General features: G+C 72.0%; 12 protein-coding genes. 3 read left to right on the top strand and 9 right to left on the bottom strand.

The window, feature by feature from the left end; all coding sequences use genetic code 11:
• The first annotated feature begins 131 nt into the window (after positions 1–131).
• Complete coding sequence (locus tag ACO2Q0_RS05020; protein ID WP_423350378.1) at positions 132–1,067, top strand: cell wall hydrolase; 936 nt, start codon at positions 132–134, stop codon at positions 1,065–1,067.
• Between the two features lie 72 nt (positions 1,068–1,139).
• Positions 1,140–1,691: a DUF1003 domain-containing protein gene (locus ACO2Q0_RS05015; RefSeq protein WP_423350377.1), complete on the top strand. Its 552-nt coding sequence runs from the start codon at positions 1,140–1,142 to the stop codon at positions 1,689–1,691.
• On the opposite strand, the gene ACO2Q0_RS05010 is transcribed toward ACO2Q0_RS05015, so the two are convergent.
• Positions 1,688–2,623, bottom strand: coding sequence for a GlxA family transcriptional regulator (locus tag ACO2Q0_RS05010; RefSeq protein WP_423350376.1), 936 nt, complete (start codon positions 2,621–2,623; stop codon positions 1,688–1,690). The two genes, ACO2Q0_RS05015 and ACO2Q0_RS05010, sit on opposite strands and share 4 nt — an antisense overlap.
• An 84-nt stretch (positions 2,624–2,707) precedes the next feature.
• Between ACO2Q0_RS05010 and ACO2Q0_RS05005 the strand changes: the two genes are divergently transcribed.
• Positions 2,708–3,397 carry a DJ-1/PfpI family protein gene (locus tag ACO2Q0_RS05005; RefSeq protein ID WP_423350375.1) on the top strand — a complete coding sequence of 230 codons (690 nt, stop codon included), beginning with the start codon at positions 2,708–2,710 and terminating at the stop codon, positions 3,395–3,397.
• 4 nt (positions 3,398–3,401) lie between these two features.
• Here ACO2Q0_RS05005 and ACO2Q0_RS05000 read toward each other — a convergent pair whose 3' ends face one another.
• The 8 genes from ACO2Q0_RS05000 to ACO2Q0_RS04965 all read right to left on the bottom strand — a co-directional run bounded on the left by ACO2Q0_RS05000 (position 3,402) and on the right by ACO2Q0_RS04965 (position 13,599).
• Positions 3,402–6,677, bottom strand: a complete 3,276-nt coding sequence (locus ACO2Q0_RS05000) for a glycoside hydrolase family 99-like domain-containing protein (protein ID WP_423350374.1) — start codon at positions 6,675–6,677, stop codon at positions 3,402–3,404.
• Between the two features lie 189 nt (positions 6,678–6,866).
• Positions 6,867–7,385, bottom strand: coding sequence for a Rid family hydrolase (locus ACO2Q0_RS04995; RefSeq protein ID WP_423350373.1), 519 nt, complete (start codon positions 7,383–7,385; stop codon positions 6,867–6,869).
• 81 nt (positions 7,386–7,466) lie between these two features.
• Complete coding sequence (locus ACO2Q0_RS04990) at positions 7,467–7,721, bottom strand: hypothetical protein (RefSeq protein ID WP_423350372.1); 255 nt, start codon at positions 7,719–7,721, stop codon at positions 7,467–7,469.
• A 2-nt stretch (positions 7,722–7,723) separates the two neighbouring features.
• On the bottom strand, positions 7,724–7,933 hold the full coding sequence (locus ACO2Q0_RS04985; RefSeq protein ID WP_423350371.1) for a hypothetical protein: 210 nt from the start codon (positions 7,931–7,933) through the stop codon (positions 7,724–7,726).
• A gap of 59 nt (positions 7,934–7,992) precedes the next feature.
• Positions 7,993–8,838 carry a carboxylating nicotinate-nucleotide diphosphorylase gene (gene nadC / locus ACO2Q0_RS04980; protein WP_423350370.1) on the bottom strand — a complete coding sequence of 282 codons (846 nt, stop codon included), beginning with the start codon at positions 8,836–8,838 and terminating at the stop codon, positions 7,993–7,995.
• Complete coding sequence (locus ACO2Q0_RS04975) at positions 8,835–10,355, bottom strand: L-aspartate oxidase (RefSeq protein ID WP_423350369.1); 1,521 nt, start codon at positions 10,353–10,355, stop codon at positions 8,835–8,837. The genes nadC and ACO2Q0_RS04975 overlap by 4 nt, the downstream gene beginning before the upstream one ends.
• Complete coding sequence (gene nadA, locus ACO2Q0_RS04970) at positions 10,355–11,470, bottom strand: quinolinate synthase NadA (protein WP_423350368.1); 1,116 nt, start codon at positions 11,468–11,470, stop codon at positions 10,355–10,357. Before nadA ends, ACO2Q0_RS04975 begins: the two co-directional genes overlap by 1 nt.
• A 137-nt stretch (positions 11,471–11,607) precedes the next feature.
• Positions 11,608–13,599: an ATP-binding protein gene (locus tag ACO2Q0_RS04965; RefSeq protein WP_423350367.1), complete on the bottom strand. Its 1,992-nt coding sequence runs from the start codon at positions 13,597–13,599 to the stop codon at positions 11,608–11,610.
• Positions 13,600–13,613: the final 14 nt, after the last annotated feature.

Raw genomic sequence — 13,613 nt, 5'->3', positions numbered from 1 at the left:
GGCGGGCGCTGCCAGCATGAGCAGGAGCGACCGCGGCGACAATTGTCGGGGGGCGTGTCGTCGCCCTCGCGGTCAGGGAACCGAGTGTCTTGAATTTTGGAACGCAGGCGCGCGCCGACTGGCGCATGCTGATGAGCGCCGCTTTGATCGGTTCGGGCATCGGCCTGAGCCTGGGCGCAGCCTATCTGGCGGGGGGCATGGCCCAGCACGCCGCCGACCACAGCCGCGTCGAGCGGATCGCCCAGGCCGCCGCCGGCGGCTATTCCGGCGCGATCCTGCAGGATGCGAGCGTCCTGCGGCTGACCGACATGCCGGGCCAGGGCGCCCAGGCGCGACAGCTCGCGGAGCTGACCGCGCGCCTGGACAACCAGCAGGGCGACAAGAAGGTTTCCGCCCAGCGCGATCTCGATTGCCTGACCCAGGCGGTCTACTACGAAGCCCGGGGCGAGACCCCGCAGGGGCAGTTCGCCGTCGCCCAGGTGGTGATGAACCGGGTGAAGCACCCGGCCTTCCCGAAGACCGTGTGCGGCGTGGTGTTCCAGGGCGCGGGCCGCCGCACCGGCTGCCAGTTCAGCTTCGCCTGCGACGGCTCGATGCGCGGCGGCCGCGAGAGCAGCGCCTGGAAGCGCGCCCGCAAGGTGGCCAGCCGCGTGCTGGCCGGCGCGGCGATCGCCGACGTCGGTTCGGCGACCCACTTCCACACCACCGCCGTGGCCCCGGCCTGGGGTCCGCAGATGCGCCGCGTGGCGCAGGTGGGCATGCACGTGTTCTATCGGTTCAGCCCCCGCAGGGCGATGCAGGCCGCCGCCCAGGCTCCGCTGCAGCAGGCCGTCCTGACCTCCGCCCTGCCCGAGAAGCCGATCGAGTACCGGCTGACCAACGCTGTGGTGGTGGAGAAGCCCTCCGAGGCCGCCCCGGCCGCCCCTGCCGCCCCGGCGGCGGACGCCGCGGCGATCCCGGCGGTGGAAGCCAAGCCCGCGCCCGCCCATCCGGGCAGGGGAGCGGACTCGGCGGCGCTGAAGGCCTCGCCGGCCAGCGCGGTCACGCCGACGGCGACCGCCTCCTAGCTCAACGGCCGCTTGCAGTCGGGCCCGAGTCCGCCTGATGCTCCGGCAGCCGTCGCCCAGGAACGCCAAGTCATGTCGGAGCTGCCCCGTGAGCACCTGTCCCAGGAACTGCTGGGGTGCGCTTACGCCGAGCTGACGCCGATCCAGCGCAGCGTGATCGACCTGATCGCCACCGAGGCGCCGAGCGCCGCCGACCCCGAGCTGAAGCTGGACGAGCGGACGCGGGGGCAGAAGCTCGCCGACCGCATGGCGGCGATCGGCGGCTCGTGGGGCTTCATCGGCGGCTTCGCGCTGTGCCTGGCGCTGTGGATGGGGTGGAACGCCTGGGCCCAGCCGCACCACATGGCCTTCGACCCCTATCCCTTCATCTTCCTGAACCTGGTGCTTTCGACGCTGGCCGCCGTCCAGGCGCCGATCATCATGATGAGCCAGAACCGCGCCGCCGAGCGGGATCGCAAGGCCGCCGAGCAGGACTACATCGTCAACCTGCGGGCCGAACTCGAGATCATGCACCTGCACGACAAGATGGACTCCCTGCGCTACCGGGAGATGGCCGAGATGATCAAACGGCAGAACGAGAGCCTGCGCATCCTGCGCAAGCAGCTCACCGGACGGTCGGACTAGGCGCGCGCGGCGCGCCGCAGCGCCTGGGGCGGCTGGCCGAAGGCCCGCAGGAAGGCGCGGCGCATCCTTTCCGGATCGCCGAATCCCGCAATTTCTGCCACTCGATCGATGGGCGTGCGGCCGGTTTCGACCTCGGTGCGGGCGGCCTCCAGGCGCAGGCGCTCCACGGCCTTGGCGGGCGTCGTCCCGGTCTCAGCGGCGAAGGCCCGGGCGAAGTTGCGCGGGCTCATGCAGGCCCGCTCGGCCAGTTCCTCGACGGTGAGCGGCCGGGCCAGGTTGGCCCGCATCCAATCCATCAGCTCGGCGAAGCGGCCGCTGCGGCCGCCCAGGTCGATCAGCGCCGAGAACTGCGACTGGCCGCCGGGGCGGCGCTGGTGCACCACGAGCTGCTGGGCGGTCCGGCGGGCGATATCGACGCCCAGGTCGTCCTCGATGAGCGCCAGGGCCAGATCGATCCCGGCCGTGATGCCGGCCGAAGTCCAGACGTGGCCGTCCCGGATGAAGATGCGGTCGGCGTCCAGCTTCACCTTCGGATAGCGTCGGGCGAAGTCGTCGGTGCGGCCCCAGTGGGTGGTCGCGCGGCGACCGTCGAGCAGCCCCGCTTCGGCCAGCAGGTAGGCGCCGGAACAGACGCTTGCGACCCGGCGAGCTGGTGTCTTCTTCAGCCATCCCACGATTTTTGCCAGATTGTCGACCGACCGCGTGCCGTCGCCGCCGGAGACCAGGATGGTGTCGTAGGGTCCCGCGTCCAGCGGCTCGGCCGCGAAGGCGACGCCCGAAGAACTCTCCACGGTTCCGCCGCCCGGCGCCAGGACGGTGGCGCTGTAGAAGCCAGGACGGTGCCGCTCGGCGATCTCGAAGGCGGCGATGGGGCCCGCGGCGTCCAGCAGCTGGAATCCGGGGAAGACGACGATGGCGAGGTGATGCGTCATGGCAGAATGTGCCGGAACATTGTCATTCCTGCCGTAAACTGCGCCGCTTAGGCTGGTCGCGTCAATCCCCTCGGAGACCCGCCAATGTCGAAGCTCAGCATCGTGATCGCGCTCTATCCCGGCGTCACCCACCTGGACTTCACCGGCCCGCACCAGGTGCTGAGCCGCGCGCCGGACGCCGAGGTGGTCGTCGCCTCGATGGGCGGCCAGGACATCGAGGCCGAGGGGCTCACCTTCACCAACCTCGCCGACCTGAAGGGCGTCATACGCTGCGACGTGCTGCTGGTCCCCGGCGGCTTCGGCTGCACGGACGCGATGCTGGACGAGGCTTTCATGGCGGAGATCCGGCGGCTCGGGAGCCAGGCGAAATACCTGACCAGCGTCTGCACCGGCTCGCTCGTGCTGGCGGCGGCCGGGCTGCTCGACGGCCGGCGGGCCGCCTGCCACTGGGCCTGGCGCGACCTGCTGACGCCGTTCGGGGCGATCGTCTCGGAGGCGCGGGTCGAGCGCGACGGCGACATCATCACCGGCGGCGGCGTGACCGCGGGCCTGGACTTCGCCTTCACTCTCCTGGCGGAGCTGGCCGGCGAAGACTACGCCGAGGGCGTGCAGCTGGGGCTGGAGTATGCGCCGGCGCCGCCGTTCCAGTCAGGGAGGCCGGAGCTGGCGCGGCCCGAGGTTCTGGCGCGGGTCCAGGCGCTCATGGCCTCGCGGCTGGGCGATCGCACAGCGCAGGCGCGCGCGGCGGCGGACCGGCTCTCCGTGCCGGCGTGAGCGGCTACTCGGCGGCGGGGCGCGTCACGGCGCGCTGCTCGGACAGCTCGCGCAGGCAGGCCTCGTAGAGGTCGGCCAAGGACTCCAGATCGTAGCGCGTAGCCGTCGTCCTGGCGTTCGCGGCCCAGCGGGCGGCGAGGCGGCGGTCGGTGAAGGGCCTGGCGATCTCGCCCGCCATGACGCCGGCCATGGCCTCGGGCGAGAGCGCGCCCGACACCAGCGCTCCCGGCCGCGCATCCGGCTCCGCCCCCATGATCGCCGGGATTTCGCCGAGGTCGGTCGTCACGACCGGAACGCCGGCCTGGAGGCATTCGAGCAGGAACAGCGGGAAGGTCTCGCCGGCATAGGTGCTGGGGAAGAGGCCGAGGTCGAAGGCGGGCAGTATCGCCTGCAGATCGGGCACGTGGCCGAGGAAGCTGACGAACGGCGCGCCCGACCAGACGCCGCGGAGCGCGTCGGCGGCCGGCCCGTCTCCCGCGAGCGCGAGGCGGACGCGCCGCCCCTGCTCGTGAAGTCGCCGGCAGGCCTCGATGGCGACGGCCCAACCCTTCTGCGGAATGGCGCGCGAACCCAGCACCAGGGCGAACGTGTCCAGAGGCAGGCCGAGGTCGCGACGGATATCGGCGCGCTCGCGCACCGCTTGCGGCCGCTCAACGGCGTTGAAGCTGCGTCGGAACCGCCGGGGATCGAGGCCGCGGGCCACAAGCGCCGACCGGCCCGCGTCGCCCAGGTCGAGCCACAGATCGACCCCGCGCAGGTACGACAGCATGGCCGGCGTCAGATACTCCGGGGCGTTCTCGTACGAGCCATGCAGCGAGACGAGGTAAGCGGTCGGCGGGCGGATCCCCCGGTAGAACAGCCGGTGATCGATGCTCACGTTGTGTGAGTTGAAGACCTGGATGCCGCGCTCGCGCAGGAACGCGTTCAGCCGCCCGTCGACCTCGTCCCAACGCACCACCGGGATCTCGCGCTCGAGCCGGGCGCGGAGGTGCGGGCGTTCGCTCGGCTCCTCGGCCGCCACCGTGAGATAGGTGACGTGGTGGCCGCGGCGGTGAAGGGCGTTGGCGATCTGCAGCGGCATGAGCTCGCCGCCGCCGACCTCGAAGCTGTCGGCCGCCACGCAGATGCGCAAGGGCTCCGACGAGGGCGCTCGGCGACGCGTCTGTACCGCGCGGGCGCGCTTCACCGCGCGGGCCGTCGCGTTGAGGAAGGCGCCGCCGAAATGCACGTCCGGCTCCAGGTAGGCGCCCTCGGCCCACTCGTTCCAGGCGTTGACCGCGACGATGGCCCGCCCGCCGACGCGGTTCGCCGTCGCACGGTCGAACAGCGCGCCCAGCCAGGTCTCGTACTTGGCCGGCGACATGCCCGTGAGGCACGAGCCCCGCCCCGGCCTCCGGGCGTCGTTGTCCCACATGGGCACGGCGGTCTTGATCAACGGGAACGGCGGCGCGGGCTCCTGAAGGGAGGCGCCGATGAAGGCGTCGTAGTCGTAGGCGATGCCCGCGAAGTCGGCTGAGAAGGCGTCGACCGTCCGGCGCGGCGCGATGGAGCCCAGCTTGTGGGGCGGGAACTCCAGCGCTCCATCCAGCCCGAACGGTCGCGGATCGTGGCGACCGAACGTCTGGGCCATGAAGATCAGCGGCTCGACGCCCATCGCCGCCCACTTCGCCCGCCAGCGCGCGAAGGTCTCGCGGGGCCTCGGTACGTCGCCGGCCTTGTAGATCACGAAGAGCGGCCGGCCCTCGAGACGAACGTAGCGCGGGTCAGCCATGTGCCGGGCGAGATCGGCGAGCAGGGCGTCCTCGTGCTCGGGCTCGTAATCCTGCCGCAACAGGACGTCGGAGGTGGAACCGGTCCAGGTGCGGCTCCAGTTCTCGTTCGCCCAGATGAGCAGGAACGGCATCTCGATGTCGGACGCGAGCAGGTTCTCCAGCGGGCGCTCCAGGACCCGCTCGCCGGCGAAGGCGTAGTAGTAGAAGGCGAAGGCTCCGACGCCGGCTGCGCGGGCCATGCCCGCCTGTCGCCTCAGGATGTCGGGGTCAGAGAGGTCGTAGAAGCCCAGGTCGCGCGGGATGCGCGGCTGGTAGTGGCCCGGGAAGCGCGGCGCGCCGCGCGCGAGTTGCCGCCACTCGGTGAACCCCTTGCCCCAGAAGCGGTCGTTCTCGGGGATCGCGTGGAACTGAGGAAGGTAGAAGGCGATCAACAGCGGGTCGGCGCTGGTCGGCGCGGCGGCGATGTCCTGCAGGATGTCGGCATCGACCTCTTCGAAGTCGGGAGACGGCGCCGTGAACCGGGCGTGCTCGTCGAGAGGGCTCGGGCCGGGCGATCCCGGATCCGGCCGGCGGCGCAGCCGATGCCCTCCGAACTCGCCCCGCTCGGCGCTCCAGCTCTCGGCCAGCAGCAGGTCGGACCTGAACGCCTCGTCCAGCACGTCGGTGCGGCCGGCGGCAAGGTGGACCCGAAGCGACGCCAGGCCGCGCCTGAGCAGGGCCAGCTCGCCGCGGCCTTCGCCATGACGAGCATAGAGTTCCTCCAGCACCTGGAGCGCCGGCAGCGCCGCGGCCGGGGCGAGCAGGCCGGAGACGACCGCGCCGCGGAGCAGCGCTTCCCACTCGAAGATCCGCTGCCCCTCCAGGTCGGGGTCGCGCTCGCGCACCATGGCGAGGACCTCGGCCGAGCCCACCGCAGGCGCGCCGGCGGCGTTCATCAAGATGGGCAGGCTGGAACGGGTACGGATCGATACGCCGGCATAGGTCGTCAGGGCGCGCGGATCGCTCACGGCCGAGCGCCGGAGGAGCATCGGGGTCCAGCCGTCGACCGGATCGACGAGGCGGGCGGCGACGTACCGGGGGAGTTCGCCGGGGACGAAGCGTTGCGGCGGTCCCCCGGCCGGAGCGCGGCGCAGCACGAAGTCGTCTTCGTCGACGATCATCCGGCGGCAGAAGGCGAGCGCGGCGTCCGGCTCCTGCTCCAGCAGCGCGTGCAGGGTCTGGAGGGCGTTGGGACGCAGGAGGTCGCCCTCGTCCACGATCTTGAGAAGGGGGCCGTCCGTTTCCTCCCAGATGCGCAGGAGCGCCGCAGCCGGGCCGCGCCGGTCGCCGTCGATCACCTTGAGCCGAGGATCCGCCAGGCGTCGCGCCGCGTCGGCCGCCCGTCCGTCGGGGCTATCGTCGACCACCAGCAGGTCGAAGTCGGAGAAGGTCTGGGCGGTCAGGCTCCTGAGCGTGGCCGTGAGGAACCGAGGGCTCTCGATGCGCAGCCCCACAGATATGCGGCGCATCTAGCCCTGCCCTGGCGAGGCCCGGAGCGCCGGCGGGGCGGGCGGACGTGGCGGATGACGCAAGCGCATGGGACGCCGGACAGGAGATGACACGGAGCGCCCTCTCGAGGGCGGCCGGCAATCTGTCGGGTCATTCGCCGCACGCCACGCCGCGTCGTTGGACGCCGTCCGTTTTGCGACGAAGCAGGCTCAGCGCGTCTTCGGGGCGTAGGCGATCATCTGGATTTCGACGACGCCGTCGTCGACCAGCAGGCCCGTCGTGCCGACGGCCGTCCAGGCCGGGTGCGGGGCGGACATGAACTCGTCCTTCACGGCGCTGACCGCGGCGAACTGCTCGTCCCGCGTGCCGGCGAAGCCCGGGCCCTGCCAGACGTGGAAGGAGTTGATCATCACCACGTCGGCGAAGGTCAGCCCCTCGGCGGCGAGGCTGAGCTTGATGTGGTTGAAGGCGCGGCGGACCCCCGCTTTGAAGCCCTCGACGTCACGGCCCTGGTCGGGAGCCGGCCCTACGACCACGCCCGAGATGTAGAGGAAGTCGCCGGCCCGGCGGGCGGGGGCGTACCTGTACTCGTCGTAGGCGCGCTGGGCGCCGGCGGCCGGGATGACCACGTGGCCTCCGGGGGCCGGGATCTTCTTCGGATAGTCCTGGGCCGCGGCGGCGGCGGGGATGGCCAGCAGGGCGGCCGTGAGGGCGTGGAGCTTCAGCATGGCCCGGACTTAAGACGGGGGCCGCCGTCCGGGCCAGTGAAGCCTGTGTAATGCGACGGATGCGGTCGGAGCCGCGACCGGTCAGTGGGCCGTGCGGGGCGGCGTCTCGTGCTTGGCGCGCTGCTCGCTGTTCTGCTCGCGGTCGGCCTTGTGGTCGGGATCGTGGCTGTGGTGGCGGTCGCGTTCGCCGCCGCCGCCGGACACGCCCGAGAAGGCGGTGTTGGTGGGCTCGCCGTTCTGCCGCGTCGGCTGCGGCTTGGGCTTGGGCTCGGTGCGGTCCTCATGGCTCGCGCCGGGACCGCCGTAGCGGTCGGTGTTGGGATGCTTGTCCGGCATGATCAACGGTCCTGCTGGTAGCCCTGGTGATGGGTGTTCTGGTTCACATTGCCTTGGCGGCCCTGCTGGTCGATGTTCACGTCATCGTCGCCGGGCTGGCTGGACTGGGCGCCGGTGACCGCGTCGCGGCGGCCGACATCGGAGCCCTCGATATGGGGCTTCTCGCCGGGACGGGACTGCTGTTCCGGCGGGATCGGGGGAGCTTTCGACATGGGGTCTGCCTCCTTGGTTCGGAGGGTGAACCCCGGCCGTAGGGCTCGGTTCCTACGGCTCAGGCCGCGTCCAGGCCGATGTCGAGCACCTTGGCCGAGTGGGTGAGGGCGCCGACACTGATGACGTCGACCCCGGTCTCGGCGATGGCGCGAAGGGTCTCGAGCGTGACGCCGCCGGAGGCCTCGAGCACGACGCGGCCAGCGACCAGGCGGACGGCCTCGGCCATGTCGGCGAGGCTGAAGTTGTCGAGCATGATGACGTCCGGCGCCTCGGCCAGCGCCTCGTGCAGCTGGGCCAGGCTGTCGACCTCGACCTCGACCTTCATCAGGTGGCCGGCGAAGGCCTTGGCGCGGCGCACGGCCTCGCCGACGGAGCCGCAGGCGGCGACGTGGTTGTCCTTGATGAGGATGGCGTCGTCGAGGCCGAAGCGGTGGTTGACCGCGCCGCCGCAGCGGACGGCGTACTTCTCGATATGACGCAGGCCGGGCGTGGTCTTGCGCGTGTCGGTGATGCGGGCGCGCGTGCCCTCGACCGTGTCGACGTACTCGCGGGTCAGGGTGGCGATGCCGCAGAGGCGGCCGAAGAGGTTCAGGGCGGTGCGCTCGGCCGAGAGGACGGCGCGGGCGTTCCCGCGGACCTCCGCCAGCACGGTCCCGGCTTCGACCCGCTCGCCGTCGGCCACGCGCGGCGTGAACGTCGCCGCGGGATCCAGTTCGGCGATGGCCAGGCGGGCGCAGGCGAGGCCGGCCACCACGCCGCCGCGCCGGGCGCCGAAGGTGCAAGCGAGCTCGGCGTCGGCGGGCACGCAGGCCTGGGCGGTGACGTCGCCGGCGCGGCCGAGGTCTTCGGCGAGAGCCTGACGCACGGTCGGCAGGATGAGCAGGTCGGGGATGGGCTCGATCATTCGGCGGCGTACCTCAGGCCGACCTGTTCGACGTCGGCGAGCTTGACGAAGGTGCGGGCGGGCGCGACCTGGCCCGGGAAGTCGGCGCGATAGTGGCCGCCCCGGCTCTCGCGGCGGGCCAGGGCGGCGGCGGCCGTGAAGCGGGCGGCCACCAGCGGGGCGCTGCGGCCATAGGCGGCTTCCAGACCGTCGATCAGGTGAACGAGGCGCGCGAGGCCTTCGGCGTCGCGGACGACGCCGGCATGGCGGCTCATAGCCTGACGAAGCGCCTTCAGGCCCTCCGGCGGCAGCTCGGCGGCGGTCACCGCCTCGTAGCTTCCGGCCCGCGGCGGCTCGGCGGCGGCCGTGCGTCCGGCCCGGGCGCCGAAGACGGCGGCTTCGAGCAGGGAGTTGGAGGCCAGACGGTTCGCGCCGTGCACGCCGGTGGCGGCGCACTCGCCGGCGGCGAACAGGCCGGGCAGGGACGTGCGCCCCTCCGCGTCCGTGGCGATGCCGCCCATGTGGTAGTGGCAGGCCGGCGCGACGGGGATGAGCTGGCGGCGCGGATCGACGCCCCCGGACAGGCAGGCGGCGAAGACCGTCGGGAACTCGTCCGGGAAGTGCTCGCCCACCGCCTGGCGGGCGTCGAGGAAGGCGCCGCGGCCGGCCTCGCGCTCGGCGTGGATGGCGCGGGCGACGACGTCGCGCGGCGCGAGTTCTCCGGCCGGATGGTAGCGGGCCATGAAGCGTTCGCCCGAGGCGTTGACCAGCAGGGCGCCTTCGCCCCGAAGCGCCTCGGTGGCGAGCGGGGCGGGATCGCGGGCGATGTCGATCGCCGTCGGGTGGAACTGCACGAACTCGGGGTCGGCGATGGTCGCCCCGGCGAGCGCGGCGAGACCCAGGCCCTCGCCCTTCAGCTCGGCGGGCGTGGTGGTGACGGAATACAGGCCGCCGATCCCGCCGGTGGCGAGGACGACGGCGTTGGCGGTGATCTCGGTCGGTCGGCCGTCGAGCTCGGCCAGCACACCGACGATGCGGCCGTCCTGCGCCTGAAGCAGGCCGGTCAGCCTGGCGCCGGTGCGCACCTGGACATGCGGCGCGGCGAGCACGGCCACGGAGACGGCCTCCATGATCGCGCGGCCGGCCTGGTCGCCCTTCACCCGCGCCACGCGCGCCTTGCCGTGAGCGGCCTCCAGGCTCTGGGCGAAGGCGCCGTCGGGCGTGCGGTCGAACGGCGCGCCGAGGTCGGCAAGCGCGCGGACGGCGGCGGGGCCTTCCTCGGCCAGCAGGCGGGCCATCGCCTCGTCCACGAGGCCCGCGCCGGCCGCCACGGTGTCGGCGGCGTGCAGGGCGGGCGCATCTTGGGCCGACAGCGCGGCGGCCATGCCGCCCTGGGCCCAGGCCGACGAGCAGCCGGCGTTCAGCGCGGCTTCGGTGAGGACCAGGACCGGCGTGGGCGCGGCGGCGAGGGCGGCGGTGAGGCCGGCCAGGCCCGCGCCCACGACCACGATCCCGTCGTGGCGCAGGCGGTCCGGCATCAGATCAGCTCCACGTCGACGTGGTGGCGGGCCTTCACGAGGTCGTAGCGGGCGGGCTGGGCGGGCGGCGGCAGGTCGACCATCCGCTGGACGGCCAGGCGGGCGCGTTCGGCGACGGCTTCGTCCACCGTGACCTCGTAACGGTCGTGGAGCAGTGCCTCATAGATGTTCTCGAGGCTGATCATCTTCATGTGCGGGCAGAGGTTGCAGGGGCGCACGAACTCGGTGTCGACCGCGTCGGCCGCGACGTTGTCGGCCATGGAGCACTCGGTGATCAGCACCACGCGCTTGGGCTTCCGCTGCAGGACGTAGTCGTTCATCGCGGCGGTCGAGCCGGCGAAGTCCGAGACCTCCAGCACCTCGGCCGGGCACTCGGGGTGGGCCAGGACCTCGGCGCCCGGATAGGCGGCCTTGATCTCCAGGATGTCGGCGGCGGTGAAGCGCTCGTGCACCTCGCAGCGGCCCTTCCAGGCGATGATGCCGATGTGGGTCTGACGCGCGACGTTGCGGGCCAGGAACTCGTCGGGGATCAGGATCACGCGGTCCACGCCCCAGAGCTTCGCGGCCTCCTCGACCACCTGCACGGCGTTGGCGGAGGTGCAGCAGATGTCGGTCTCGGCCTTCACGTCGGCGGTGGTGTTCACGTAGGTGACCACCGGCAGGCCGGGATAGCGCTGCTTGATCAGGCGCACGTCGGCGCCCGTGATGGAGCTGGCCAGGCTGCAGCCGGCGCGCAGATCCGGGATCAGGACGCGCTTCTCAGGGCTGAGGATCTTGGAGGTCTCGGCCATGAAGTGGACGCCGGCCTGGACGATCACCCTGGCGTCCGAGCGGGCGGCTTCCTTGGCCAGGCCCAGGCTGTCGCCGACGTAGTCGCCGACGCCGTGGAAGATCTCGGGCGTCATGTAGTTGTGGGCGAGGATGACGGTGTCCTTCTCGCGCTTCAGCCGGTTGATCTCGGCGATCAGCGGGGCCTGCCGGCGCCACTCCATCGGGGTGACGTGCCGCTTCACCTTCTCCCAAGCGGGACGGGTCTGGGCCTCGACCTCGGGGGTGAAGTCGAACGTGAAACCGTCGGCGGCCATCGCATCCTCCCTTATGCTCAAAGTGAGCATTTGTAGGGCCTTTAAAAGGCGCCGGAGCAGGGCTTCGGCGCGGCGGGCTGCTTTTGCTCATTTCGAGCAAAACCGTCTTGAAGACATATAGCGCCGCTACGCCGGCGCGCAAGGGATGATTCGCGAAGTCGGTCGGGTCAGGCTCTCGAAGCGTCGGGCAGAACGTCGGCGATGGCCTGGGCGAGCTGGTCGGACCCGTAGGGCTTGCGCAGCAGCGGCCAGGGCGCGCCGTCGACCGGGTCGAGCGCCTCGCCCGTATAGCCGGACGACAGGATCACCGGCAGGCCCGGCCGCAGCCGCACCGCCTCGCGGGCGAGATCCACGCCGTTCATATCGCCCGGCATGATCAGGTCCGTGAGGAGGAGGTCCACCTCGATCCCGGCCGCCAGCACCTGGAGGGCGGCGGCGGCGTCGGGCCGGCGGACGATCGAATGGCCGAGATCGGCGAGCAGGGCCTCCACCAACTCGCCCACCTGGGCGTCGTCCTCGGCGAGCAGCACGCGCAGCCCGGGACCGCGTTCGGGCTGCGGCGCGGCGGGCTCCTCCGGCTGGGCGACCGGCGCATCGCTGAGGGGCAGGTAGAGGTGGACGGTGGCGCCCTTGCCGGGCTCGCTGTCGACGACGGCCGAGCCCCCGCTCTGGCGCGCGAAGCCATAGACCTGGGACAGGCCCAGCCCGGTGCCCTTGCCCGGAGCCTTGGTGGTGAAGAACGGCTCGAAGACGCGCGCGGCGGTCGCCGCATCCATTCCCGACCCGGTGTCGTGGACGCCGACGCAGAGGTAGTCGCCGGGCTCCAGCTCCTCGACCTCGCCGGCGTCGACGCGGCAGCGGCGCGTCTCCACCCGGATCATGCCGCCGGGCGGGGTAGCGTCGCGGGCGTTGACCACCAGGTTCATCACCGCGGCCTCGAACTGGGCCGGATCGAGGTTGACCACCGCGCCGTGCGAGGCCGGCGCGATGGTGAGCGCGACCGACTCGCCCACGGCCCGGCGCAGCAGCGGCTCGGCCTCGGCGAGCAGGGCGTCGACGCGCACGGGCTCGGGCTTCAAGGCCTGGCGGCGGGAGAAGGCGAGGAGTTGCTGCGTCAGGCGCTCGCCTCGGCGGGCGGCGCCCAGGGCGGCCTCGATCATCCGGTCGCGGCGGGCGGCGTCGGCCGGGTGCCGCTGGATCATGTCGAGGGCGCCGATGACGACGGTCAGCAGGTTGTTGAAGTCGTGCGCCACCCCGCCGGTGAGCTGGCCCACGGCCTCCAGCTTCTGGGCGCGGCGCAGGGCGTCCTCGGCGCGGTCGCGGTCGGCCAGGGCCGCCTCGATGCGCTCGGCGAGCAGCTCGTTGATGCGCTTGAGGTCGGTCTCGGCGCGCTTGGCGTCGGTGATGTCGTAACCGACGCCGATGAAGCCGTCGAAGGCGCCCTCCGGCGTGTAGCGCGGCTGGGACACTGAACGAATCCAGCGGTATTCGCCCGAGGCCACGCGGTAGCGCGCCTCAAGGGTGAAGAGCTGTCGCGAACCTTCGCCGGCCACCTGCTCCTGCAGGATGCGCCCCAAGTCCTCCTCGTGGAGGATCTTGCGCCAGTCGAACACGAGCGCGTCCTCGTAGCTCGCGCCCAGCCATTCGAGGTAGGTGCGATTGACGAACTCGCGCGTCCCGTCGGCGCGGCTGACCCACATCAGGATCGGGGCGCTGTCGGCCAGGACACGGAAACGGGCTTCGGAGTCGGCGGACGCCTTGCGGGCGTGTTCGCGCGCCACGCTGGCTTCGTCGAGGCGCAGCAGCGCCTCGCGCAGGGCCGCCGAGAAGATCAGGGTGATCGCGCCTGACAGGGCGAACATGGCGATCACGGCGCCATGCGACGCTCCGCTTGGCTGGACGACCGGGAAGAGGCCGCTGCCGAAGAGCATCGTGAAGAGCAGCGCCGCCCAGCCGAACCGGGGGCCGGCGTAAAGGCAGATCACGATGAGGGCGGGCAAGGTCGTGGAGCCGAGGCCCCCTGTGTGCTGCAGGCCCAGCAACAGGCCGCGCAGCGACATGGCGACCGCAAGGGCGACGATGGTGATCGCCAAGGCCAGCCATAACGGCGGAGACCGCCGCGGGATCACGCGCAGCGGCCACTCCGTCGGGTGCATCATGGATACTCGAGGGA

Source organism: Phenylobacterium sp. VNQ135 (genome assembly GCF_049445735.1).
GTDB lineage: Bacteria > Pseudomonadota > Alphaproteobacteria > Caulobacterales > Caulobacteraceae > Phenylobacterium.
The sequence above is the reverse complement of the archived record's forward strand: the minus strand, read 5'-3'. Positions and strand labels throughout refer to the sequence as shown.

Bases quoted from the DNA above. Each gene is read 5' to 3' on its own strand.
- ACO2Q0_RS05020 (WP_423350378.1), top strand. From the start codon at position 132: ATGAGCGCCGCTTTGATCGGTTCGGGCATCGGCCTGAGCCTGGGCGCA.
- ACO2Q0_RS05015 (WP_423350377.1), top strand. From the start codon at position 1,140: ATGTCGGAGCTGCCCCGTGAGCACCTGTCCCAGGAACTGCTGGGGTGC.
- ACO2Q0_RS05010 (WP_423350376.1), bottom strand. From the start codon at position 2,623: ATGACGCATCACCTCGCCATCGTCGTCTTCCCCGGATTCCAGCTGCTG.
- ACO2Q0_RS05005 (WP_423350375.1), top strand. From the start codon at position 2,708: ATGTCGAAGCTCAGCATCGTGATCGCGCTCTATCCCGGCGTCACCCAC.
- ACO2Q0_RS05000 (WP_423350374.1), bottom strand. From the start codon at position 6,677: ATGCGCCGCATATCTGTGGGGCTGCGCATCGAGAGCCCTCGGTTCCTC.
- ACO2Q0_RS04995 (WP_423350373.1), bottom strand. From the start codon at position 7,385: ATGCTGAAGCTCCACGCCCTCACGGCCGCCCTGCTGGCCATCCCCGCC.
- ACO2Q0_RS04990 (WP_423350372.1), bottom strand. From the start codon at position 7,721: ATGCCGGACAAGCATCCCAACACCGACCGCTACGGCGGTCCCGGCGCG.
- ACO2Q0_RS04985 (WP_423350371.1), bottom strand. From the start codon at position 7,933: ATGTCGAAAGCTCCCCCGATCCCGCCGGAACAGCAGTCCCGTCCCGGC.
- nadC (WP_423350370.1), bottom strand. From the start codon at position 8,838: ATGATCGAGCCCATCCCCGACCTGCTCATCCTGCCGACCGTGCGTCAG.
- ACO2Q0_RS04975 (WP_423350369.1), bottom strand. From the start codon at position 10,355: ATGCCGGACCGCCTGCGCCACGACGGGATCGTGGTCGTGGGCGCGGGC.
- nadA (WP_423350368.1), bottom strand. From the start codon at position 11,470: ATGCTCACTTTGAGCATAAGGGAGGATGCGATGGCCGCCGACGGTTTC.
- ACO2Q0_RS04965 (WP_423350367.1), bottom strand. From the start codon at position 13,599: ATGATGCACCCGACGGAGTGGCCGCTGCGCGTGATCCCGCGGCGGTCT.